This window comes from Gordonia sp. G4, from assembly GCF_057770005.1.
In genome coordinates this window covers 2524063-2547529 of sequence record NZ_CM173442.1, presented here as the reverse complement: position 1 = coordinate 2547529, position 23467 = coordinate 2524063, and the positions used below count along the sequence as shown (strand labels likewise).

Below are 23467 nucleotides of genomic sequence, written 5' to 3'. Positions count from 1 at the left end.
GAATCGACACGTGAGCCGTTCACCCATCCTGACCAGGCATTCCGAGGGCGGGGCGGTGCCCGGTCCCGGAGACCTCCAATCCGCCGACACCGCGTGGCACTACGGTGATCCGCTCGGTGAACAACGAGCCGCCTACGGCGGCGGGGAGGAACGAGCCGGCCGGAGCGGCGTGATCATCGTCGACCGGTCTGACCGAGCCGTGATCGAGATCGCCGGCGCCGAACGCCTGACCTGGCTGCACACGATCACCAGCCAGCACATCGCCGCCCTGCCCGACCGGTCGAGCGCCGAGAACCTCTCCCTCGACGCCAACGGCCGTGTCGAGGAGCATTTCGTCCTCACCGACATCGACGGTGTCACCTGGATCGACACCGAGGGTTCCCGCGGTGACCCGCTGCTCGGCTTCCTCACCAAGATGGTCTTCTGGGCCAAGGCCGAGCCGGCGGCGCGACCCGACATGAAGGTCGTGACGCTCATCGGCCCGGGGGCGCTCGACGGACCGGTCGCCGACCTCCTGGAGATCGGCGCGGACACCGACGTCTACCAGGCCGGCGGGCTGCCCGAGACCCACCACGAGGACGAACCGCTCGGTTTCTGGCGGCGCATGCCCTCGTTCGGCGAGGATCGGGACCTGCCCGTCGTGGATCTGATCGTGCCCGAGTACCTGCTGACCCGATGGTGGGACGCCCTGACCGAGGCCGGCGCACGGATGGCCGGCAGCTGGGCGTACGAGGCGCTCCGCGTGGCCGCCCGCCGCCCGCGGCTGGGCGCCGACACCGACGAGCGCACGATCCCGCACGAGGTCGACTGGATCGGCGGTCCCGACGAGCTCGGCGCGGTCCACCTCGACAAGGGTTGCTACCGCGGCCAGGAGACGGTCGCCCGGGTCCACAACCTCGGCAAGTCGCCGCGACGGCTGGTCCTGCTGCACCTGGACGGCAGCAGCGACGAGCGCCCGGTGCCCGGCGATCCGGTGACGGCCGGCGGCCGGACCGTCGGCCGCCTGGGCACGATCGTCGACCACCACGAGTGGGGTCCGATCGCTCTCGCGCTCGTCAAACGCAACGTGGGCACAGATGTCGAGCTGACCGTGGGCGCAGAGACCGCCGTGAGCGCCCGGATCGACCCGGACTCGATCCTCGAGGACGACCGGATCCAGGCGGGACGCGCCGCCGTGGAACGCCTCCGCGGCGGTTCGGCGGTTCCGGGACACCAGAGTTGAGCGAGGGCGTGGTGCTGGCCGTGTGCGCGGCCGGCGACGACGTGATCCTCGAGGGCATCGGCCGCTCCGCCATCGACAAGCGCCCCCGTCACGGACGCCTCGTCGTCGACGAGCTCGGCCTCGTCGACGACCACGTGGGCAACAAGCGGCACCACGGCGGCGTCGATCAGGCCGTGTACGCCTACGCAGACGCCGAGGCGCGCCGGTGGGCAGAGGAGCTCGGACGTGAGCTTCCTTACGGATGGTTCGGCGAGAACCTCCGCATCGACGGCATGGCGGTCACCGACGCGGTGGTCGGCGAACGGTGGGAGGTGGGAACCGACGGTCTGGTCCTCGAGGTGACCATCCCCCGCGTCCCCTGCAAGACCTTCGCGGTCTGGGCGGGTGAGCCGCGATGGATGAAGCGCTTTCTCGACCAAGCCGATTTCGGCACCTACCTGCGGGTTGTCCGGAACGGCAGCGTGGCGCAGGGCGATCGGATCAGCGTCGTCCACCGCCCCGAGCACGGCGTGCGATCACGCGATCTGCTCGCCGGCGGCGACCTCGAGGCGATCCGGTCCCTGCTCGCGCGAGACGATCTGCCGGCCAAGGTCCGGCGTGAGGCGACCAAGATGGTGAACAAGTCGGAAAGACGCGTCGGCGCGGCAACCCAGGGTGGACAACACAAATCCTAGAGGCGCGCTAGACTGGTCCGCACGACAGAATTACTTCAAGAGAACGGGGCCGCCAATCGTTTGGCCGCCCCGTCATTGTGCGAGGGGGTCCCATATGGGCCGCGGCCGGGCAAAGGCAAAGCAGACGAAGGTTGCACGTCAGCTGAAGTACTCCACTCCGAACACCGATTTGGAAAGCTTGCAGCGTGAGCTCTCCGGGCAGGGCGATCCGGTTGTAGAACGACCGGATCCGGTGGACGACTGGGTGGACGAAGAGGAGTGGCGACGCGCTTGACGCGCACACTCTTCGGGCGTTGATCTCTCGACGCCTGGGATCACCCCACACACTCTCCGCATGAGCGGACCCGCGGCGACGCGGGCCCATAATTTTGTACGCACCACCCGTTTTCGGATGGGTGGTGCGTGCTCATGCGTTGGTCCAGGGTGATCGAACATCGTCAGACACCGACGCTCGCCGAGGGATACCCCTCCGGCGAGCGTCGGTGTTCTGTATGTGCCCGCGCCTCGAACGATTGTCGTTGCGAGAGTGCGGTTTCGGCCGATCCTAGAAGCGCGGGTGCTCCCCGAGCAGACTGACACGCGCGTCTGTGTCGGATTTGTCGCTCGCACGCTTGACCGTGCCCAGGACCCAGTTGTCGACATGCCGGGCGGTCAGCACGGCCTGCGCCCGGTCGGTGTCCTCCGGCGCCACGACCGCGACCATGCCGACGCCCATGTTGAAGGTGCGCTCCATCTCGAGCTGTTCGACCCGGCCACGCTGCCCGATCAACGCGAAGATCGGCGCGGGCGTCCAGGTGTTGCGCTCGAGCTCGGCGACGAGGCCGTGCGGGATCACGCGGGCGAGGTTCTCGGCGAGGCCGCCGCCGGTGATGTGCGCGAACGTACGGACATCGGCCTCGGCGATCAGCGCCAGGCAGTCCCGGGCGTAGATCCGGGTCGGCTCGAGCAACTCCTCGCCCAGGGTGCGCCCGAACTCCTCGACGTGGCCGAACAGGTCCATGTGACCCCAGTCGAGCAACACCTTGCGGGCGAGCGAGTAGCCGTTGGAGTGCAACCCCGACGACCCCATGCCGATGACGACGTCGCCGGCGCGCACGCGATCCGGGGTGAGGACGTTGTCGGCCTCGACGACGCCCACGGCGGTGGCGGACATGTCGTAGTGGTTGTCCTGCATCAGACCGGGGTGCTCGGCGGTCTCACCGCCCAGCAGCGCGCAGCCGGCTTCGACGCACCCGTCGGCGATGCCGGCGACGATCTGGGCCACCGTCTCGGGGACGACCTTGCCCACCGCGATGTAGTCCTGCAGGAAAAGGGGTTCCGCGCCGCAGACGACCAGGTCGTCGACGCACATGGCGACGAGATCGCGACCGACGGTGTCGTGTTTGTCGATGGCCTGCGCCACGGCCAGTTTGGTGCCGACGCCGTCGCTCGCCGCGGCGAGGACCGGCTCCCGGTAGTTGCCCTTGAGCGCGAACAGGCCGGAGAAGCCGCCGATTCCGCCGAGAACCTCCGGTCGCGACGCACGCTTGGCATGGGGTGCGATGAGTTCCACAGCCCGCTCACCGGCGTCGATGTCGACCCCGGCCGCCGCATACGAGGCCGGTGTCGCGCTCCCGGCCGTCTCGTCGGCAGCAGCATCCCGCTCCGTCATCTCCGCAGCACTCCCGTTCCAGAATTCTCGGTCGAACGTTGTTTCCGGCGTGTTCGCCGACGGGTCATACGGTACCGGAGGGTCGTTGACGCAAAATCAGGGCCGCATGACCGCGCTGACGTTGTCGTTCGGCTTGGTCAGGGGGTCCACCGCCCGGTCGCCGGCGGCACTGGCCAGCATCTGTTCCAGGACGGCCTTGCCCATCGAGGTCTCCTTGGGCAGCTCGATCGGGTACTTGCCGTCGAAGCATGCCGCGCACAGGGACGAGGCGCTCTGACCGGTCGAATTGATCATCTCGTCGATGCTGATGTAGCCGAGCGAGTCGGCACCGATGGCCTGGCGCACGCCCTCGACCATGCCTTCCTCGGATTCCATGCCGTTGGCGATGAGCTCCGCGGGTGAGGCGAAGTCGATGCCGTAGAAGCAGGGCCATCGGACCGGGCTCGACGCGATCCGGACGTGCACCTCGGCCGCCCCGGCCTCACGCAGCATCCGGATGAGCGCGCGCTGCGTGTTGCCGCGCACGATCGAGTCGTCGACGACCACGAGTCGCTTGCCGCGGATGACCTCGCGTAGCGGATTGAGTTTGAGACGGATACCGAGCTGACGGATCGTCTGCGACGGCTGGATGAAGGTGCGGCCGACGTAGGCGTTCTTCATCAGGCCCTGGCCGTACGGGATGCCCGATTCCTGGGCGAAACCGACGGCCGCCGGCACGCCGGACTCCGGCACCGGGATCACCAGGTCCCCCTCGGCAGGATGCTCCTTGGCGAGGCGCCGACCGATCTCGACGCGGGTCGAGTGGACCGAACGGCCGTGGATCACCGAGTCCGGACGGGCGAGATAGACGTATTCGAAGACGCACCCGCTCGGGGTCGGCTCGGCGAACCGTGAGCTGCGCACGCCGTCGGCGTCGATGGCCAGCAGCTCACCCGGCTCGATGTCGCGGACGAACGACGCGCCGACGATGTCGAGCGCGGCGGTCTCCGACGCGACCACCCAGCCGCGATCGAGGCGGCCGAGCGACAGCGGGCGCACGCCGTGCGGGTCGCGCGCGGCGTAGAGCGTGTGCTCGTCCATGAAGGTCAGGCAGAAGGCGCCCTTGAGGGTCGGCAGCAGTTCCATGGCGGCCTGCTCGATGGAGCTGTCGGCGGCGCCGTGCGCGAGCAGTGCTCCCACCACATCGGAGTCCGAGGTGGCCGCCGAGCTCTTGATCCCCTGCTCACGGGCACGAGCGGCGAGGTCGGCGGTGTTGACCAGGTTGCCGTTGTGACCCAGGGCGACGCCGGTGCCGGCGTCGGTGGTGCGGAAGATCGGCTGCGAGTTCTCCCAGGTGGTCGAGCCGGTGGTGGAGTACCGGCAGTGGCCGATCGCCACGTGACCGCTCATCGCTCCCAGCGTCTGCTCGTCGAAGACCTGGCTGACCAGCCCGAGGTCCTTGAACACGACGACTTGGCTGCCGTCACCGACCGCGATACCCGCGGCCTCCTGGCCGCGGTGCTGCAGGGCGTAGAGCCCGTAGTAGCTCAGCTTGGCGACGTCCTCACCGGGCGCCCAGACGCCGAAGACACCGCATTCCTCACGCGGTTCGTTCTCGGGTTCGTCCAGCGGGGCGGGGTTGATCGCGCCCGCACCGCGTGCAGAACATCCGCCCGCCGTCGTGGGAGCGAGCAGGTTCATGTTGGCGATCGAATGATCAGGCATCGACTAGCTCCCTGGGGCTGCGAATCGGTCAGTCGAGTGGGCTGGGAGACATCACGGAGTTTACGGGTCGGTCGGCTCCCGATGCGAATCTTCCAGCAGTGTCGGCCTGCGGGTAATTCCGCGACACCCCGGCGAGTGATGAATCACACTCCGGCTCCGCGGTCACCCGAGGACGCGATCGGGACGAGCGGGAGCAGATCGGCGATCAGCCCGGCCCGGTGTCCGGAGGCGTCGACGTCGCCGGCGGCGAGGGCGTCGTCGTAGGTGAGGACACCGGCCACGAGGAGCAGCCAGGTCCGCGGCGACATCTCGACCACGTTCGGCGGCGTCCCACGGGTGTGGCGGGGTCCTTCGATGCACTGCACCGCGACGAACGGGGGTACCCGGACCTCGACCGAGTTGCCGGGCGCGAGCTGTTCGAGCGTCCGGGCCGACTGCCGGACTGCGTCGGCGAGGGCGGCGCGTCCCGGCGGCGGCGCGGTGGGGTCGACGAGCCAGTCCGAGACGGCCAGCACTGCGGCTCGGACCTCTGCTGGGTCCACTCTCCTGCGTGGTGGCACCCGGCCATTCTCCCAAGAGGGTTCGGGGCGGTTCGGATCGGGCAGTATTGACCGCATGGGAGCCGAGGTGTCCAAGCAGCAGTTCACCGGCGAGGACCGGGTCCGTTTCCGGCGCCAGGTGGGTCGCGGGACGGAAGCGATCGCCAGGATGCTCGCCGACGGATTGTTCACCGATCAGGGTCGTCCGCCGAAGCCGCTGCTCGGCATGGAGGTCGAACTGAACCTCGTCGACGAGCAGATGCGGCCGGCGATGGCCAACGCCGCCGTCCTCGAGGCGATCGCCGATCCCGACTATCAGACCGAACTCGGGCAGTTCAACATCGAGATCAACGTCTCGCCGCGACCGTTCACCACCGACGACACGATCTCGCTCGAACAGGCGCTGCGCACGTCGCTCAACCGGGCCGAACAGCGCGCCGCCCAGACCTCGAGCCACCTGGTGATGATCGGCATGCTGCCGACGCTGAAGTCCGAACACTTTGCACATCACTGGATCTCGGCGAACCCCCGGTACGACCTGCTCAACGAGCAGATCTTCGCGGCCCGGGGTGAGGACCTCGAGATCGACATCACCGGTGTCCCACTGACCGACACCCACCACACCGAGCACCTGCGCACCGCGACCGACTCGATCCTGCCCGAGGCCGCCTGCACCTCGCTGCAACTACATCTCCGGGTGGCACCGGAAGACTTTGCCTCCCACTGGAATGCCGCCCAGGCCATCGCCGGGGTGCAGGTGGCCCTGGCCGGCAACTCGCCGTTCCTCGCCGGGACCGCGTTGTGGCACGAGAGCCGCATCCCCGTCTTCGAGCAGGCCACCGACACCCGTCCGCTGGAGCTGAAGAATCAGGGCGTGCGGCCCCGAGTGTGGTTCGGGGAGCGGTGGATCAACACCATCTTCGACCTCTTCGAGGAGAACACCCGCTACTTCCCCGCCCTTCTCCCGGTCTCCACCGACACCGACCCGCTCGCCGAGCTCGACTCCGGACGCATCCCGACCCTCGACGAACTGCGCCTTCACAACGGGACCGTCTACCGCTGGAACCGTCCGGTCTACGACATCCACGAGGGACAGGCACACCTGCGCGTCGAGAACCGCGTGCTGCCCGCCGGCCCGACGGTTGTCGACACGATGGCCAACGCCGCGTTCTACTACGGCGTCGTCCGCGGTCTCGTCGAATCCGACCGGCCGCTGTGGTCGCGGATGTCGTTCAACGCCGCCGCCGAGAACCTGCAGTCCGGCGCCCGCACCGGAATGGAGTCCCAGCTGTACTGGCCCGACGTCGGCTGGGTGCGGCCCGACGAGCTCGTCCTGCGCCGGCTCCTCGTGCTCGCCGAGGACGGACTGCGCCGGTTCGGTGTCTCCGACAAGGCCCTGAAGCGCTACCTGTCGGTGATCGAGGGACGCTGCATCTCGCGCCAGACCGGGTCGGTCTGGCAGCGCCAGGCGGTCGCGGCCCGCGAGCGCGCGGGCGAGAGCCGGGAGCAGGCGTTACAGGGCATGCTGCGCGACTACGTCACCCAGATGCACGAGGGCGAGCCGGTACACACCTGGCAGGTCTGACACCCAGCCGTCGATCAGGGCGACGAGCCTGCTTTAATGGAAACAATTTCCATTAAGGAGGCTCCGTTGAAGGTTCGTGCATCCATCCGTTCACTGAAGAACCAGCCCGGCTCGCAGGTGGTCAAGCGCAAGGGTCGCATCTTCGTCATCAACAAGGGCAACCCGAGATTCAAGGCGCGCCAGGGCTGATCGCAGCGATCCGGTTGCGTTTTGTCCCGGTTACCGGGACAAAACGCAACGGGATCTGTCAAGCCGGGGTTGCGGCTACTTCTGCGCGAAGAGCCCCCGGCCGGTCACGAGCGGGAGATCGAGTGCGGTGACCAGACCGGGCTTCGCATCGACCACCGCCGCAACGGAATTGACCAGTCGCATCGCGGTGACGATCATTCCGGACACGTTGTGGTCGCCGTTCTCGCCGTGATGCCCGAACTCGACGGCCATCTCGGGCTCGCCGGAGATGGCGATGCGGTAGCAGCCGTCACCCTCGTGCGGGGACGGCCACTCCGGGCACTGATCGGGATGGGTGCGGGTATAGTGCTCCAGCACAACACGATCCACGCCGTCGACCTGACCGGCCACCTCGAAGCGGACCGCGGCCATCGTCCCCTTCGGGATCTCGACGGAGACCGTCGAATAGTCGCGATCGGCCGCCACCCGCTCGACGCGTTCGACGAGTGGCTCGTCGAGCACCAAGTCGAGTCCGGCGGCGATCTGTCGCACGACACTCCCCCACCCCATCGACAGGATGCCGGGCGCGAAGATCAGCGGCGTGGTGTCCAGCGGCTGTCCGAAGCCGAACAGGTCACGCATGACCACCGGCTGATAATAGGTCGAGTAGTCGGCGATCTCCTGACAGCGGACCTCGTCGATGCGCTGGGACAGGCTGGTCATCGCCAGCGCCAGCACGTCGTTGGCGAAGCCCGGGTCGATGCCGTTGACGTGGAGGCTCGCGTTGCCGGCCTTCCCGGCGTCGGAGATCCGTTGCAGCAGTGAGTCGGGCAGGATGCCCTGCGGGAACTGCAGGACCACCGGCCCACTCGAGACCACGTTGATCCCGTTCTCCAGGAAGAAGATCAGGTCCTCGATCGACTCCATGACGCGATCGTCGGTCATGGCGGTGTGCACGACGCAGTCCGGCCGCAAGGCGATCAACGCATCGCGGTCGCCGGTGGCGACGACACCCAGCTCGCGATCGAGACCGGCCAGCTCACCGGCATCCTTGCCAACCTTCGCGGGGTCGGACACCCACACCCCCACGAGTTCCAGGTCTCCCCGGGCGTCGATCCCGGCGATGGCATGTCGTCCGACGGTTCCGGTCGACCACTCGACCACTCGCAATGTCATGCGAATCAAACTAGAACACGTTCCAACTTCGGCGTGCCGATTCGGTGAGATGCGCTCCACTAAGGTCGGGTGCTGTGACTGCCATGTCGCCCACGGGCCCCGCCGACGCCCCGATCCACATCGACCACGACGGTCATCGGACGATGCTCAAGTGGCATCGCGGCCGGCGCCGCGTCGACGACCCGGCGTTCACCGCGACCCGGATCGTCGAGGGCATGCGGCTCGGCGCGAGCATCGAAGTCGATCTGGTGATCCACGCCGACCGGGGTTTCGCCGTCCTGCACGACCGCACCGTCGATCACGCCACCACCGGTACCGGCGCGGTGTCGGCACTCCCGGCGTCGTATCTGCGGGACCTGCACCTGCGGGACAATTCCGGCCGCCCCATCGACGACCGCGTCCTCCTGCTCGAGGACCTGACCGACCTCTTCGACGGGGTGGACATCGCGCCCACCGCGTCGCTCCAGCTCGACTTCAAGGAGGACGACGCCGCGCTCGACGCCGCGGCCGTGGAGGTGTTCGCCCGCAGCGTCGCACCCCACGCAGGGCATTACATCCTGTCGTGCGGCGACGCTGCGGCGGTGGAGACGCTGACCTCGGCCGCGCCGGGCATCCGGATCGGTTATGACCCTTGCCATCACGGCGCCGCCGAGGCAGCACTACGGTCCGGGGACTTCGACGGGTTCGTCGACCGGGCGGTGGCGGCGTCACCGGAAGCCGAGATGGTGTACCTGGAGAATCGGCTGATCCTGGCCGCCGACCGCCGCGGCCACGACCTGATCGGCGCATTTCACGAGCGCGGTCGTCTCGTCGACGGGTACACGGTGACCCGGGTCGGGCCACGCGTCGCCCCGGAGATCAGGCGGCTGCTCGAGTTGCGGGTCGATCAGATCACGACCGACGACCCCGAGGCGCTGGCGACTCTCGATGTCGACGGCCCCGTGCGCGATCCCGGTTCGCGGCTGATCCGCTGGATTCGCGGTGCCGCCGGGCGTTCAGACGTGGAGTGACCAGAGCGGTTCGACCGGGATGTTCCGGATCACGGACCAGGCCAGGACGATCACGAGCACGACGACGCCGGAGTATCTGAGGTGCTGCCAGCTGCGAACCCGGCGACCGGTCCACAGACGCACGCAGTAGGCGACGAAGGCGACGAGCAGCAGCCCCATCGCCAGCACCCCGACGGCGTTGTAGTGCAGGGCGGCCGGGACGTCGCCGTGTAGCAGCGAGTAGATGGCCCGCAACGATCCACAACCCGGGCACGTCACGCCGAAGATCAGTTTGGTCGGACACACCGGAAGGGCACCGCCCGGCGTCGTGGGATCGGCGAACCACACTGCCGCACAGACCATCCCGGTACCGGCGACAACGGTCGCCGGCCCGAGGTACCGATGCTTCGAGAGGGCCGAGACCCGTCCGAGGACGGCCCTCTCGAAGCGCTCAGTACGTGGACGTGGACGCGGAGGCGCCGAGGAGGATGACGAAGAAGATGACATAGACGATGACGATCAGGACCCAGATGACGACCGACGAGATCGCACTCCACATCGCCCACTTCTTGGCCTCGTCGGCAGCCTTCTGCGCGCCGGCGTAGTCACCGGCCGCCCACAGCTTGCTGACCGAGGTCGACTTCACGATCGACACGATCCCGAGCGGCAGGCAACACAGCACCGTGGCCAGGATCGCCCAGACGAGGTTGTTGTCCGGTTCCGGACCGGCCGGGTTGCCGCCCGGGAACCCGCCGTACGGCTGCTGTCCGTAACCACCCGCGCCGTAGTTCGGCGGCTGGTTCGGATCATTGGGGTAGCTCATCTGCGCCCTTTCGACTCGGTCAGAGAACTCAAGGAGCGTAACCGACCGTGACCGGGCACGACACGTCCACAAAAGATATTGATTCCATTGACGTACAACGGAATCGTCACCGATCCGAACGTTGCGGGGCGCAACTAGGGCATGCGACTAGACGGCGTCGCCGAACAACCTCGGGAGGGTGCCCTCGTGCACCTCGCGCAGTTCGGCGAGCGGCACCGAGAAGTAGTCCTGGACGTCGACGGCGTCGCTGCCCTGATCGACCACACCTATGCGCGTCCACGGCATCGTGCGCGCGTCGAGCATCGCGGTGAACCGTGATTCCTCGGTGCGCGGGACCGCCACGAGCACCCGGCCGGCGGATTCGGAGAACAGCCAGACGAACGGGTCGGCGTCCTCGGGCAGCAGGATCCGGCACCCGGTCTCACCGGCCAGGGCCGCCTCGACGACGGTCTGGATGAGACCGCCCTCGCTGAGATCGTGTGCCGCGGAGATCAATCCGTCCCGGGACGACGCGGCGAGGATCTCGGCGAGCAGCCGCTCGCGCTCGAGATCGACCTGCGGGGGCACGCCACCGAGGTGGTCGTGGCTGACCTGCGCCCAGATCGATCCGTCGAACTCGTCACGGGTCTCACCGAGCAGGATCAGGGTCTCTCCCGGCTCGGTTCCGAGGCCGGTCGGGATGCGGCGGTGCACGTCGTCGATGACGCCGAGGACGCCGATCACCGGGGTCGGGAGGATCGCCGTCGCCCCCGTCTGGTTGTAGAAGCTCACGTTGCCGCCGGTGACCGGGATGCCCAGCTGCGCACAGCCGTCGGCGAGTCCCCGGACCGCCTGCTGGAACTGCCACATCACCGCCGGATCCTCCGGCGAGCCGAAGTTGAGGCAGTTGGTGACGGCCTTCGGCGTCGCACCGGAGACGGCGACGTTGCGGTAGGCCTCGGCCAGCGCGAGCTGCGCGCCGCGGTAGGGATCGAGGAAGGTGTACCGGCCCGAGGCGTCGGTCGCCAGCGCGATGCCGCGCCCGGACTCCTCGTCGATGCGGATCATCCCCGAGTCCGCGTGCTCGGCGAGGACGGTGTTGCCGCGCACGTACCGGTCGTACTGATCGGTGATGAACTTGCGGCTGCACAGCGCGGGCGAGGCGAGCATGGCCAGCAGCGTCTCGCGCAGCTGGTCGGGCGTGCCCGGGCGCTGCAGGGGCTCGGTGGTCGACGCGATGACGGTGTCCTGCCAGTCGGGTCGGGCGACCGGGCGCTCATAGACCGGGCCGTCGTGGGCGACGGTGCGCGGCGGCACGTCGACGACGGTCTCGCCGTGCCAGGTGATGACCAGCTGATCGCCGTCGGTGACCTCACCGATGACGGTCGCGAGGACGTCCCACTTGCGGCACACCTCGAGGAAGCGGTCCACGTTCTCCGGCGTCACGACCGCGCACATGCGTTCCTGCGACTCACTGGAGAGGACCTCCGCCGGAGTCATGCCCTCGGCGCGCATCGGCACCTTCTCCAGGTCGATGTGCATGCCACCATCGCCGGCCGCGGCGAGTTCGCTCGTCGCACAGGACAATCCGGCGCCACCGAGATCCTGGATGCCCACCACCAACCCGGCGTGGTAGAGCTCGAGACAGCACTCGATGAGCACCTTCTCGGTGAACGGATCGCCGACCTGCACACTCGGCAGCTTCTTCCGGTTGGGGCCGGAACCGTCGGAATCGTCGAAGGTCTCCGACGCCAGTACCGACACTCCGCCGATGCCGTCGAGACCGGTTCGCGCACCGAACAGGATGATCTTGTTGCCCGCGCCCGAGGCGAAGGCCAGGTGCAGGTCCTCGGTGCGCAGCACGCCCGCGCACAGCGCGTTGACGAGCGGGTTGCCCGCGTAGCTGGCGTCGAAGACGGTCTCGCCGCCGACGTTCGGCAGGCCGAGGGAGTTGCCGTAGCCGCCCACGCCGCGCACCACACCGTCGACCACGCGCCGGGTGTCCGGGGCGTCGGCCGGACCGAAGCGCAACTGATCCATCACCGCGATCGGACGGGCGCCCATCGCCATGATGTCGCGGACGATGCCGCCGACGCCGGTCGCGGCACCCTGGTACGGCTCGACATAGCTCGGGTGGTTGTGCGACTCGACCTTGAAGGTCACCGCCCAGCCGTCACCGATGTCGACGACACCGGCGTTCTCGCCGATACCGGCGAGCATGCTCGCGCGCATCTCGTCGGTGGTGGTCTCGCCGAAGTAGCGCAGGTGCACCTTCGACGACTTGTAGCTGCAGTGCTCGGACCACATCACCGAGTACATGGCGAGTTCCGCGTCGGTGGGCCGGCGACCCAGTATCTCGCGGATCCGCGCGTACTCGTCGTCCTTGAGACCGAGTTCGCGGAACGGTTGCGGATGATCCGGGGTCTGGGCAGCGGCTGAGACGGTATCCACCTGGGCACTCACGCAGACAAGTCTAGGCGGGCGCGGCCGGTTCCGGCCGCCGGGGCGGTCCGGCCGCCGGTCGGGCCCTGGGAGATCTGCGCCCGGTGCCGGCGCGGTCTAGCGATACTCTGTCTCCGGCGACCGCCCTCGCGGTGTGTCGCCGTTGCACCCGGGGAGATCGATACAGGGGACTCCGTACGGGATGGGACGACACAGGGGGAAGCGATGGCCGATGTCCGCAAGGCGAGGGCGCTCTTCGAACTCGGTGTCCTGTCGCTGAACATCCCCGTCGAAGGTCAGGAACCCGTCGACAATCCCGCGCAGGCGGCCAAGGCCTTCACCCGCGCGACCGAATGGGACCCGTCCCTGGGCGACGCCTGGATCGGCCGCCTCGCCTGCGGCGACAACAGCAACGAGGTCCTCTTGGGCCTCTACCGCGCACGCGGATCGATCGGCGCCGAGCAGCGCCGGCTCGGACTTCCCCCCGGCACCATCGCGGGGCGCTGGTACACGGGCATGATGATCGACTTCCCGGCGTCGAGCGCCGTCGAGGCGACGGCCGCCTACGCCGCCAGCCTGGTCCGCGGCGCAGATTTCGCCGGTGCCGAGGAGGTTCTCGACGAGGTGCCCCCGGCCCATCGCGTGCCGATCGTGGACTTCGTTCGTGCCTTCCTCCATTTCGCCACCCAGCGCTGGCCCGACGTCCTGACGTCGCTCACCAGGTCCGATCGGTGGAACGACCCGTACATGCAGGCCGTCGCCGACTTCATGGCCGGCACGTCGTGTGTCCATCTCGGCATGCTCGGCGAGGGCATGCGACGGTTGCAGAACGCGGTCGACGGCCCGATCGCGGCGTGTTCGACCCAGGCGATGTTCGTCTACGGCCTCGCGCTGCGCGAGCAGGGCCACGAGGAGAAGGCCAAGTCGATGTTCGAGCAGGCCTATGCTCGTGACCCGTCGCTGGCGGCCGCGGCCGAGGCGATCCGGTCGCCCTCCCTGCGCGTGACCGCCACGACACCGGAGCAGATCGCGCAACGCACCGACCGGTGGGACCCGAAGTCGGTCCCCGATCGCGCCGAGACGCTGGTGTCGGGATCCGCAGACTCCGACACCCAGAGCTCGCTGGTGACCGAGGCGCAGCGCGAGCTGGCCGAACAGATCGGCCTCGACTCGGTGAAGCAGCAGGTGGCCAAGCTCCAGTCCACCGCGACACTGGCAAAGGTCCGCGCCGACCGCGGGTTGTCGACATCGGCGCGCAGCCTGCACCTCGCCTTCACCGGTCCGCCCGGCACCGGCAAGACGACGGTCGCGCGCATCGTCGCCAAGATCTATTGCGGTCTCGGATTCATCAAGTCCGACAAGGTCGTGGAGGCGACCCGCCGCGACATGGTCGGCGAGCACCTCGGCAGTACCGCGATCAAGACCTCGGCACTCATCGACTCCGCGATGGACGGTGTCCTGTTCATCGACGAGGCGTACACGCTGATCCAGCAGGGCTTGTCCGGTGGCGACGCGTTCGGCCGCGAAGCCGTCGACACGCTGCTCGCCCGGATGGAGGACGACCGTGACCGGCTCGTCGTCATCATCGCCGGCTACGACGCCGAGATCGACCGGTTCCTCGCGTCCAACGACGGCCTGGCATCGCGCTTCGCCCGCCGCGTGCGCTTCGACTCCTACACCCCCGACGAGCTCGCTCGTATCGCCGAGTTCATTGCGCGCAAGCGGGATTCGTCGTTGACCCACGAGGCGATGTTCGAGATCGAGCAGGCCTGTTCGCCCCTGTACCACGATGTCCGCGAGCATCAGGGCACCACGCGCCGTTCCACCGACCTCGCGGGTAACGGCCGGTTCATCCGCAACATCATCGAAGCGGCCGAGGAGGAGCGCGAGTTCCGCCTCAGCAGTGCCGGCGATCTCGACGCCCTCAGCCAGGACGACCTCATGCGCATCGAGACCGCGGACGTCCGGGCCGCGATCTCCGGCGTCCTCTCCGGCCTCATGCGCTGACCGCCCCGCCATCACCAGCCGGGTCCCGACCCGGATCACCTTCTCCGAGGAGTCCCGTCATGTCCGTCCCCGCCCGCCGCAACCGTCCGGCGCAGCTGGCCGCGACCATCACCCTGACCGCGCTGGTGACCCTCGCGCTCGGGGCGTGCTCGTCCGACGAACCCGCGCCCGCCCCCGGGACCGCCGCGTCGACGACGAGCAGCGTCGCGTCCAGCAGCACCGAGACCAGCAGCACCGAGCCCAGCTCCGGCGGGACCACCAGCGCCGAGTCGAGAACCCGCGGGACCACCACCGGAACGCCGACCCGCACCACCGCGTCGCCGTCGCGCGGGTCGGGTTCCGGGGCCGCGTCGACCATGACGTGCGCGGAGTTCCGCGGACTCGACGACGCGGCGCGGACGGCGGTGCTGCGCGAGCTGGACGTGACCTCGAACGCGCAACAGGTGGCCACCGTGGCGGCGACGGTCTGCCTCACCCGGCCCGACGACACCATCGCCGCTGTCGTCGCCGAACTCGTCCCGCGCTGATAGCTTTCTCAACCATGAGCGATCGTCCGTGGACCCTGCTGCACGGACCACTGTTCAGCCGCGACAGCCCCCTCGAGCGCAAGCACGCCGCGCCGCGGATCAGCGCCTACATCTACGGCAACATCCTGATCCTCGCGGTACTCATCCCGCTGCACGTCGAGGACGACTTCGTCGGTATCGCGATCCTCGCCGGCACCGCCGCGTCGACCTTCATCGCACACATCTTCGCCGAGGCGGTCGCCCGCCGGGTGTCCGACGGCCCGATCGAGCCGACGAGATCGGAGGTGCTGGGCCATCTCCGCGACTCGGTGCCGATCCTGACCTCGGCGCTCCTGCCCTGCGCGATCCTGCTGCTCGGCCTGATCGGCTGGATCGAACCCCGTACCGCCCAGCTCGTCGCGGAGATCGTGATCCTGCTGCGCATCGGCGGCACGGTCTTCGTCATCGACCGACTCAACCACGAGCAGCTCAGCCGCGGAACGGTGTTCAGTGCCGGCGCGGTCACGCTGGTGGCGACCGTGATCGTCGTGATCAAGGTCGTCGTCACGCACTGAGGCGCGACGGGTTCGTCAGCCGCCCGCGCCCTCGGTGGTGACCGTGAGGATCGCCTCGGTGAACTCCGGCCGGCAGATGACGAGGTCGGGCAGGTAGGTGTCCTCGTTGTTGTAGACCAGCGGCGAACCATCGATCCGACCGCACCACAGGCCCTTTGCCTTCGCGACGGCGACGGGCGCGGCCGAATCCCACTCGTACTGGCCGCCGGCGTGGACGTACGCGTCGGCCTCACCGCGCACGACCGCCATCGCCTTCGCCCCGGCGGACCCCATCGGCAGCACCTCGCCCGCCATGGCCGCGGCCACCTCGTCGGCGAAGGCCGGTGGGCGTGAACTGCTCACGACGACGCGCGGGACACCGGTCCGGGGGCGTGACGCAAGGCCCTCCACGGGCTCGACGGCCGAACCGTCGTCGAGATAGGTCACCCCGAGGGCCGGCAGCGCGACCGCACCCGCGATCAGTCCCTCGTCCGCCGACCAGAGCGCGACGTGCACGGCCCAATCCGTCCGACCGCCGCCGGGTTCGTACGTGCCGTACTCGCGGGTGCCGTCGACCGGATCGATGATCCACACGCGCGACGCCGACAGCCGCGACTTGTCGTCGGCCGACTCCTCGGACAGCACCGCGTCGTCCGGGCGCTCCTGCGCGAGACGCCCGAGGATGAACTCGTCGGACCGCCGGTCACCCTCCTGACCGAGCTCTTTGCCCGTCAATCCGCTGGAGCGCCGGATGTCGAGCAGGAGTTCACCTGCGGCGGTGGCCAGTTCACCGGCCAGGGCACGATCGTCGGTCACGGGGATTCCTCTCGGTCGGGTACCGGGACGGCATGGAGACAGCGCTCCACGCACTCACAGACCCAGGTTACGCAGCACCAGGTCGGCGACCTCGGACGGCGGACCGTCGTCGGGGGTGATGACCAGATCCGGGCTCGACGGCCGCTCGTACGGCGAGTCGATACCGGTGAACTGGCTGATCTCCCCCCGCCGCGCGCGGTCGTAGAGCCCCTTCGGGTCTCGTCGCTCGCACTCCGCGAGCGGGGTGTCGACGAAGATCTCGTAGAACGGCAACCCGCGCTCGGCGTGGATCTCGCGGGCCCGCTGCCGCTCTTCGGCGAAGGGGCTGATGAGCGAGACGATCGCCACCGATCCCGAGTCGGCGAACAGCGCCGCGACCTCACTGGTCCGGCGGATGTTCTCGCGCCGGTCGTCGTCGGAGAAGCCCAGATCCGAGTTCAGCCCGTGCCGCAGGTTGTCGCCGTCCATCAGGTAGGCCGGACGCCCCTCGGCGACGAAGCGCCGCTCGAGCTCGACCGCCAGCGACGACTTGCCCGATCCGGACAGACCCGTCAGCCAGATCGTGGCGCCGTGGTGCGGACGGTGCTCGCGGGTGACCTTCGTCGCCTGCCACACGACGTGACTGTCGTGACTCACCGGCGCGGTGATCATCCCCGCCCCGACGGTCCGGTTGGTGGCCTCGTCGATCAGGATGAAGCTGCCGGTGTCCCGGTTGCGCCGGTAGGAGTCGAAGGTCACCGGCTCCTGGGTGTGCAGGGCGACACGCCCGATCTCGTTGAGCGACAGCCCCTCCGCCTTCTCGTCGCGGTGCAGCGAGTTGACGTCGAGGCGGTAGTTGAGTCCGTTCACCTGCGCCCGGGTCAGCCGGGTGCCGCAGAGCAGCTGATATCTGTTCCCCGGTCGCAGCTCGGCGTCCTCGGCGAACCAGCACACCATCGCGTCCAGGTCGCGGCCGACGTACGGACGGTTGTTGGGCCGCGCCAGCATGTCGCCGCGCACGATGTCGATCTCGTCGGCGAGTTCGACGGACACGGCCATCGACGCGAAGGCCTCGTCGACCGGCTGCCCTCCCGGCGCCCAGATCTCGGTGATGGTGGTGCTGAAACCGCTTGGCAAGACCACGATCTCGTCACCCCTGGCGAGCACTCCGCCCGCGACCGTACCCGCGTAGGCGCGGTGGTCGGCACCATCGCTGCGTTGCGGCCGGATCACGTACTGCACGGGCAGACGGGTGTCGATCAGGTTGCGGTCGGACGCGATGTAGACGTGCTCGAGATGATTCAGGAGCGGCCGCCCCTCGTACCAGGGCATCGCCGCGGACTGGTCGACGACGTTGTCGCCCCGCAGGGCCGACATCGGGATGAAGGTCAGGTCCACGACGTTGAGCTTGGTCGCGAAATCGACGAAGTCCGCGCAGATCTCGTCGAACCGCTCCTGCGACCAGTCGACGAGATCCATCTTGTTCACGCAGACCGTCAGATGCGGGATGCCGAGCAGCGACGACAGGAAGGCGTGCCGCCGCGTCTGTTCCAGCACGCCCTTGCGCGCGTCGATGAGGATCATCGCCAGATCGGCGGTCGACGCACCGGTCACCATGTTGCGCGTGTACTGCACATGGCCCGGCGTGTCGGCGATGATGAACTTCCGCCTGGGCGTGGCGAAGTAGCGATAGGCGACGTCGATGGTGATGCCCTGCTCGCGTTCGGCACGCAACCCGTCGGTCAGCAGGGCGAGGTTGGCGTACTCGTCACCGCGCTCGGCGCTGGTGCGCTCGATCGACTCGAGCTGGTCGGTGAAGATCGCCTTCGAGTCGTAGAGCAGTCGCCCGATGAGCGTCGACTTGCCGTCGTCCACCGAACCGGCGGTCGCCAGCCGCAGCATCTCCGTCGCGCCGCCGACGGCGTTGAGGTCGCCCATCAGAAGTAGCCTTCCTTCTTGCGGTCTTCCATCCCCGACTCGGAGATCCGGTCGTCGGCGCGCGTGGCGCCACGCTCGGTCAGCCGGGTCACCTCGATCTCCTCGATCACCTTCAGCACGTCGTCGGCGCCGGACAGGACACAGCCGGTACACGTGGCGTCCCCGACCGTCCGGAACCGCACGGTCTCGGTCCGCACCTCCTCGCCCGGGAACTCCTGCAGGAAGCGGGTTTTCGCGAGGAGCATGCCGTCGCGGGGAATGACCTCGCGCTGGTGCGCGTAGTAGATCTCCGGCAGATCGATGTCCTCGGCCGCGATGTACTGCCAGATGTCGAGTTCGGTCCAGTTCGACAACGGGAACACCCTGATGTGCTCGCCCTTGGCGTGACGTCCGTTGTAGAGCCGCCACAGCTCGGGTCGCTGCTCGCGCGGATTCCACGCGCCGAATTCGTCGCGGAAGCTGAACACACGCTCCTTCGCCCGCGCCTTCTCCTCGTCCCGACGCGCCCCGCCGAACACGGCGTCGAAACGGTTCTCGGTGATACCGCGCAACAGCGCCGTCGTCTGCAGCCGGTTGCGGCTGGCGCCCGGCCCGGTCTGCTCGACGACCCGCCCGGCGTCGATGTCGTCCTGCACGGAGCTGACGATCAGGCGGACCCCGGTGTCGGCGACCACCCGATCGCGGTACTCGATCACCTCGTCGAAGTTGTGTCCGGTGTCGACGTGCATGAGCGGGAACGGGATCGGCGCCGGCCAGAAGGCCTTGCGTGCCAGGTGGAACATCACCACCGAGTCCTTGCCGCCGGAGAACAGCAGAACCGGCCGTTCGAAGGTGGCGGCGACCTCTCGGAAGATGTGGACCGATTCGGCCTCGAGCGCGGCGAGGTGCGAGAGCTCGTAGCCGCGGTGGAACGGACGTCCATCGGTTGTGGACTCGGTGCGATCCAGACGACGTTCGCCGTCGGCATCGATGGTGATGGCCACCGGAGCAACCCCCTTGACATGTCGAATATTCGACACTAAGTGTTGACAATGTGACACAAACCGTAGGTGACTTCTCCGCCGCGCGTCAACCGGCACGCGCCGCGTCGCCGCCGACCGCCCGGGTCGTCCGCATCGTCGAACTCCTCGCGGGTGCGGAGCAGCCGTCGATGACCCTGGCCGAGATCGTCCGCCAGACCTCGATGTCGCGCGCCACCGCCCATGCCGTCGTCTCCGAACTCGTCGAGTGCGGGTGGCTGATCCGGGATCCGTCGGCAGGCACCTTCGCCGTCGGACCGGCCTTCGTCGGCCTCGTCCGCAGCGCCGAGAGCGCCGACCACCTCGTCCGCTGGGCCGCATCGGCGGCGCGCGAACTCTGCGACCGATTCGACATCCCGTGTTTCGTCGCGCGGCGGACCTCGACGGATGCGGTCACCCTCGCCTCGCATGCGTTCCCGGCCCACCTCACCCCGGAGTCCGCGCCACATCCGTGGCTGCGCAACGGCAGCCGGATTCGACTCCGTCCGCCGATCTGCCGCGAGTTCATCGCCTTCGACCCGGACGACGCGCGGTCGGACTGGGTCGGCCAGGCCGCGGAGTCCACCCGCACACGACTCCGCATGGTGCTCGACGTCGTCGCCGACCGCGGTTATTCGATCGAGCGCATGACCGACGACCACGTGGCGATGATCGAGGCCCTCAGCTCCCTCGACACCATGTCGGACACCCTGCGCGCGAGGGTCGGGGACCTGCTCACCGAGCTGTCCGTCATCGACTACCTGCCCGAGGAGATCGACGCGTGCGCAGCCGACGACACCGGGGTGCCGGTGGTCACCATCGGCGCACCCGTCTTCGATGCCGGGCAGCGGGTGGTGGCGGCGATCGTCGTCTGCCCGAACCGGGAGCTCCGCGTCGACGAGCTCCACCGGCTGGGCGAGGCCACCCGGGCTGCCGCCGACGGGATCTCACGCCACCTCAGGTGAGAACCCATCCACCGATCGAATGAACACGCTGCGCCGAAACGACACAAAACGGGCTTCCCACGGGGAAACTGACCGGTGATCACGCCATCCGATCACCGCCACCAGCAAGGGAGTCGAGACATGCCCGGCACGAAGACGATCACCCGGTTGGCCGCGGCCGCCATCGCACTGACCTCGGCCGCCGGCCTCGGCGCCGCTGCCACCGGCGAGGCGAACGCGGTGACGCGCGAGTATCCGCTGTCGAACTGCATCGGCCTGAGCCCCAACGTCGTCGACGTCCCATTCCTGGCGCGGCGCACCATCGTCAGCACGTACGCCGGCAATGCCTACATCGCCACCGACTTCACCAGCTACTTCCCCGGCGGATACCAGTCCTCCGCACGCCTGGACTGGCACAACCTCGCCACCGGCAAGCGCGGCTCGAAGGTGAGCAACGTCCGCGTGAACCCGCCCTACCAGGGCGTCCACTACTTCGTGATCCCCGTCAGCCAGATCGGCAGGGGTCGCGTCAACGTCACCTTCGGCGCGGTCAACCGCAACGCGCTCTGGAGCATCCCGTCCACGAGTTGCAGCGGGAGCGTCGTCATCCCCTGAGCCAGTTCCGCCGATCACCCACACCGACTACCAACCAAGCACTTGCTAGGTTAGTCTCGGGGGCATGAGTGACGTCGTCATCCCACCTCCGCTCGGACCCGACGATCTGGGCCCGGACACCTCACCGGTCGCCTACGAGACCGGCGGACCCGAGGGCGCGGTTGCCTATGTGACGCTGAACCGCCCGGAGTACCGCAACGCGCAGAACTCGGTGATGACCTATTCGCTCGACGCGGCCTTCCGCAAGGCGGTCGACGACGCCGCGGTGAAGGTGATCGTGCTGCGCGCGAACGGCAAGCACTTCTCCGCCGGCCACGACATCGGCACCCCGGAACGCGACTTCGACACCTACTACGAGAACGCGGCCGTCCTGCACTGGGACCACACCGACAAGACCGGGGCCGACCAGCGTCTCGCGCGCGAGATGGAGGTCTACATGGGGATGTGCCGCCGGTGGCGCGACATCCCCAAACCCCTCATCGCACAGGTCCACGGCGCCTGTATCGCGGGCGGTCTCATGCTCGCCTGGATCTGCGACTTCATCGTGGCCTCCGACGACGCGTTCTTCTCCGATCCCGTCGCACGGATGGGCATTCCCGGCGTCGAGTACTTCGCGCACGCCTTCGTGCTCGGCCCGCGCCGGGCGAAGGAGATCCTGTTCACCGGCGAACGTTTCACCGCGACGCAGGCCGCTGATTGGGGCATGGTCAACCACGTCGTCCCCCGCGACGCGCTCGAGACCAAGGTGAAAGAGATCGCCGAGAAGGCCGTCGCCATGCCGATGCAGGGTCTGTTCCTCAGTAAGAAGGCCGTCAACATCTGCGAGGACCAGATGGGGCTGCGCACCGCCATGGACTCGGTGTTCGGGTGGCACCACTTCGCGCATGCCGCCAACTCCGAGGCGGGTGGCGATTCGCTCGGCGGCATGGACGCGAAGTCGATGAAGGCGTCGGCGTCCACCGGAACCGCAGCGGCATCGGGGAGCTGATCATGGACCTGCTCTTCGACGACGCCGCCGACGCCTTTCGGGCCGAGGTCCGCGCCTGGCTGGCCGACAACGTTCCGCGCGAACCACTTCCGTCGATGGACACCGCCGAGGGATTCGAGGCACACCGCGAGTGGGAGCGGACGATGGCCGCCGACCGGATGTCGGTCGTCAGCTGGCCCGAGGAGTACGGCGGCCGCGACGCCCCGCTGCTGCACTGGGTCATCTTCGAGGAGGAGTACTACCGCTCCGGTGCGCCCGGGCGAGTGAGTCAGAACGGCATCTTCCTGCTCGCACCCACCCTGTTCGAGCACGCGAGTCCCGCTCAGCTGGAACGCATCCTGCCGCGGATGGCCAACGCCGACGACATCTGGGGTCAGGCGTGGAGCGAACCCGAGGCCGGCAGCGACCTCGCATCGCTGCGATCGACCGCCGTGCGCACCGACGGCGGCTGGCTGCTCAACGGCCAGAAGACCTGGAGCTCGCGGTCGAGTTTCGCCGATCGGGCCTTCGGCCTGTTCCGCACCGACAAACAGGCACAGCGTCACAAGGGTCTCACCTACTTCATGTTCGACCTGCGCGGTGAGGGCGTGACCGTCCGTCCGATCGCGCAGCTCGACGGCGAGGCCGGGTTCGCCGAGCTGTTCCTGGAGAACGTCTTCGTCCCCGACGACCCGTCGAATCCGGGCGAGTCGGGTGTCATCGGCGAGGTGGACAACGGGTGGCGGGTCGCGATGAGCACCGCGGCCAACGAACGCGGACTGTCGCTGCGCGCACCCGGCCGGTTCCTGGCCACCACCGACCGCCTGGTCGAGCTCTGGCGGTCGAACCGCGACGCCGTCCCACCGACGGCGAACACCGATGCGCGCGTGGCGGATGCGTGGATCGGGTCGCGTGCCTACGAACTGTCGACCTATCAGACCGTGAGTCGCCTCGCGGCCGGCGGCTCCCTCGGCATGGAGTCGTCGATCAACAAGGTCTTCTGGTCCCAGTGGGACATCGCCGCCCACGAGACCGCGCTCGACCTGCAGGGTCCCGCAGCCGAACTCGACGACCAGTGGACCGACGGCTACCTGTTCTCACTGTCCGGGCCGATCTATGCGGGCACCAACGAGATCCAGCGCAATGTCATCGCCGAACGCCTGCTCGGCCTTCCCCGCGGAGATCGGTGAA

General features: G+C 68.4%; 23 protein-coding genes. 13 read left to right on the top strand and 10 right to left on the bottom strand.

Going from position 1 to position 23467, the window contains the following annotated elements:
- The first annotated feature begins 10 nt into the window (after positions 1-10).
- The 3 genes from ygfZ (at position 11) to AC3B5T_RS11395 (ending at position 2170) form a co-directional block, all read left to right on the top strand.
- Positions 11-1222: a CAF17-like 4Fe-4S cluster assembly/insertion protein YgfZ gene (ygfZ, locus tag AC3B5T_RS11405; protein ID WP_055475240.1), complete on the top strand. Its 1212-nt coding sequence runs from the start codon at positions 11-13 to the stop codon at positions 1220-1222.
- On the top strand, positions 1219-1896 hold the full coding sequence (locus tag AC3B5T_RS11400) for an MOSC domain-containing protein (protein WP_231632659.1): 678 nt from the start codon (positions 1219-1221) through the stop codon (positions 1894-1896). The genes ygfZ and AC3B5T_RS11400 overlap by 4 nt, the downstream gene beginning before the upstream one ends.
- 94 nt (positions 1897-1990) lie before the next feature.
- The gene (locus tag AC3B5T_RS11395; RefSeq protein WP_010842099.1) at positions 1991-2170 is read left to right on the top strand and encodes a DUF3073 domain-containing protein; all 180 of its coding nucleotides are present in this window, start codon (positions 1991-1993) and stop codon (positions 2168-2170) included.
- 270 nt (positions 2171-2440) lie between these two features.
- Here AC3B5T_RS11395 and purM read toward each other — a convergent pair whose 3' ends face one another.
- The 3 genes from purM to AC3B5T_RS11380 form a co-directional block, all read right to left on the bottom strand.
- Positions 2441-3547 (bottom strand): phosphoribosylformylglycinamidine cyclo-ligase, encoded by a 1107-nt coding sequence (purM, locus tag AC3B5T_RS11390; protein ID WP_014925493.1) that lies wholly within the window; start codon positions 3545-3547, stop codon positions 2441-2443.
- 96 nt (positions 3548-3643) lie between these two features.
- On the bottom strand, positions 3644-5251 hold the full coding sequence (gene purF / locus AC3B5T_RS11385) for an amidophosphoribosyltransferase (protein ID WP_055475242.1): 1608 nt from the start codon (positions 5249-5251) through the stop codon (positions 3644-3646).
- A 143-nt stretch (positions 5252-5394) separates the two neighbouring features.
- A complete protein-coding gene (locus tag AC3B5T_RS11380; protein WP_044505926.1) occupies positions 5395-5811 on the bottom strand; it encodes a sterol carrier family protein in 417 nt (138 codons plus the stop codon).
- A 55-nt stretch (positions 5812-5866) separates the two neighbouring features.
- Here AC3B5T_RS11380 and AC3B5T_RS11375 point away from each other — a divergent pair, with 55 nt between their 5' ends.
- Together AC3B5T_RS11375 and ykgO are read left to right on the top strand one after the other, a co-directional pair.
- On the top strand, positions 5867-7375 hold the full coding sequence (locus tag AC3B5T_RS11375; protein WP_488358691.1) for a glutamate-cysteine ligase family protein: 1509 nt from the start codon (positions 5867-5869) through the stop codon (positions 7373-7375).
- A gap of 66 nt (positions 7376-7441) precedes the next feature.
- Positions 7442-7564: a type B 50S ribosomal protein L36 gene (gene ykgO / locus AC3B5T_RS11370; protein WP_044505924.1), complete on the top strand. Its 123-nt coding sequence runs from the start codon at positions 7442-7444 to the stop codon at positions 7562-7564.
- A 75-nt stretch (positions 7565-7639) separates the two neighbouring features.
- Here ykgO and AC3B5T_RS11365 read toward each other — a convergent pair whose 3' ends face one another.
- On the bottom strand, positions 7640-8719 hold the full coding sequence (locus AC3B5T_RS11365) for an NAD(P)H-dependent amine dehydrogenase family protein (protein ID WP_488358690.1): 1080 nt from the start codon (positions 8717-8719) through the stop codon (positions 7640-7642).
- Between the two features lie 83 nt (positions 8720-8802).
- Here AC3B5T_RS11365 and AC3B5T_RS11360 point away from each other — a divergent pair, with 83 nt between their 5' ends.
- On the top strand, positions 8803-9729 hold the full coding sequence (locus AC3B5T_RS11360; RefSeq protein ID WP_488358762.1) for a glycerophosphodiester phosphodiesterase: 927 nt from the start codon (positions 8803-8805) through the stop codon (positions 9727-9729).
- On the opposite strand, the gene AC3B5T_RS11355 is transcribed toward AC3B5T_RS11360, so the two are convergent.
- From AC3B5T_RS11355 to purL, 3 genes are all read right to left on the bottom strand, one after another.
- Positions 9715-10071 (bottom strand): DUF2752 domain-containing protein, encoded by a 357-nt coding sequence (locus AC3B5T_RS11355; RefSeq protein ID WP_055475245.1) that lies wholly within the window; start codon positions 10069-10071, stop codon positions 9715-9717. The genes AC3B5T_RS11360 and AC3B5T_RS11355 overlap by 15 nt on opposite strands.
- Positions 10072-10159: 88 nt before the next feature.
- Positions 10160-10531: a CD225/dispanin family protein gene (locus tag AC3B5T_RS11350; protein ID WP_010842108.1), complete on the bottom strand. Its 372-nt coding sequence runs from the start codon at positions 10529-10531 to the stop codon at positions 10160-10162.
- A 147-nt stretch (positions 10532-10678) separates the two neighbouring features.
- Positions 10679-12973, bottom strand: a complete 2295-nt coding sequence (gene purL / locus AC3B5T_RS11345; protein ID WP_197282755.1) for a phosphoribosylformylglycinamidine synthase subunit PurL — start codon at positions 12971-12973, stop codon at positions 10679-10681.
- A gap of 204 nt (positions 12974-13177) precedes the next feature.
- Here purL and eccA point away from each other — a divergent pair, with 204 nt between their 5' ends.
- Genes eccA through AC3B5T_RS11330 form a run of 3 tightly spaced genes read left to right on the top strand, consistent with a single transcriptional unit; the run spans position 13178 to position 16040 of the window.
- On the top strand, positions 13178-14959 hold the full coding sequence (gene eccA, locus AC3B5T_RS11340; protein ID WP_055475246.1) for a type VII secretion AAA-ATPase EccA: 1782 nt from the start codon (positions 13178-13180) through the stop codon (positions 14957-14959).
- A 59-nt stretch (positions 14960-15018) separates the two neighbouring features.
- The gene (locus tag AC3B5T_RS11335) at positions 15019-15486 is read left to right on the top strand and encodes a hypothetical protein (RefSeq protein WP_055475247.1); all 468 of its coding nucleotides are present in this window, start codon (positions 15019-15021) and stop codon (positions 15484-15486) included.
- Between the two features lie 14 nt (positions 15487-15500).
- The gene (locus AC3B5T_RS11330; protein ID WP_010842112.1) at positions 15501-16040 is read left to right on the top strand and encodes a hypothetical protein; all 540 of its coding nucleotides are present in this window, start codon (positions 15501-15503) and stop codon (positions 16038-16040) included.
- Between the two features lie 15 nt (positions 16041-16055).
- On the opposite strand, the gene AC3B5T_RS11325 is transcribed toward AC3B5T_RS11330, so the two are convergent.
- The 3 genes from AC3B5T_RS11325 to cysD are packed head-to-tail and all read right to left on the bottom strand — an operon-like array spanning position 16056 to position 19699.
- Positions 16056-16835, bottom strand: a complete 780-nt coding sequence (locus AC3B5T_RS11325; protein WP_055475248.1) for a 3'(2'),5'-bisphosphate nucleotidase CysQ — start codon at positions 16833-16835, stop codon at positions 16056-16058.
- A gap of 54 nt (positions 16836-16889) precedes the next feature.
- On the bottom strand, positions 16890-18752 hold the full coding sequence (gene cysC / locus AC3B5T_RS11320; protein WP_055475249.1) for an adenylyl-sulfate kinase: 1863 nt from the start codon (positions 18750-18752) through the stop codon (positions 16890-16892).
- The gene (gene cysD, locus AC3B5T_RS11315; protein WP_193363253.1) at positions 18752-19699 is read right to left on the bottom strand and encodes a sulfate adenylyltransferase subunit CysD; all 948 of its coding nucleotides are present in this window, start codon (positions 19697-19699) and stop codon (positions 18752-18754) included. The genes cysC and cysD overlap by 1 nt, the downstream gene beginning before the upstream one ends.
- An 86-nt stretch (positions 19700-19785) precedes the next feature.
- Between cysD and AC3B5T_RS11310 the strand changes: the two genes are divergently transcribed.
- The 4 genes from AC3B5T_RS11310 to AC3B5T_RS11295 all read left to right on the top strand — a co-directional run bounded on the left by AC3B5T_RS11310 (position 19786) and on the right by AC3B5T_RS11295 (position 23466).
- Positions 19786-20715: an IclR family transcriptional regulator gene (locus AC3B5T_RS11310; RefSeq protein WP_055475250.1), complete on the top strand. Its 930-nt coding sequence runs from the start codon at positions 19786-19788 to the stop codon at positions 20713-20715.
- A 120-nt stretch (positions 20716-20835) separates the two neighbouring features.
- Positions 20836-21309, top strand: a complete 474-nt coding sequence (locus tag AC3B5T_RS11305; RefSeq protein WP_044505915.1) for a hypothetical protein — start codon at positions 20836-20838, stop codon at positions 21307-21309.
- A 64-nt stretch (positions 21310-21373) separates the two neighbouring features.
- The gene (locus tag AC3B5T_RS11300) at positions 21374-22297 is read left to right on the top strand and encodes an enoyl-CoA hydratase (protein WP_055475251.1); all 924 of its coding nucleotides are present in this window, start codon (positions 21374-21376) and stop codon (positions 22295-22297) included.
- Between the two features lie 2 nt (positions 22298-22299).
- Complete coding sequence (locus AC3B5T_RS11295; RefSeq protein ID WP_055475252.1) at positions 22300-23466, top strand: acyl-CoA dehydrogenase family protein; 1167 nt, start codon at positions 22300-22302, stop codon at positions 23464-23466.
- Position 23467: the final 1 nt, after the last annotated feature.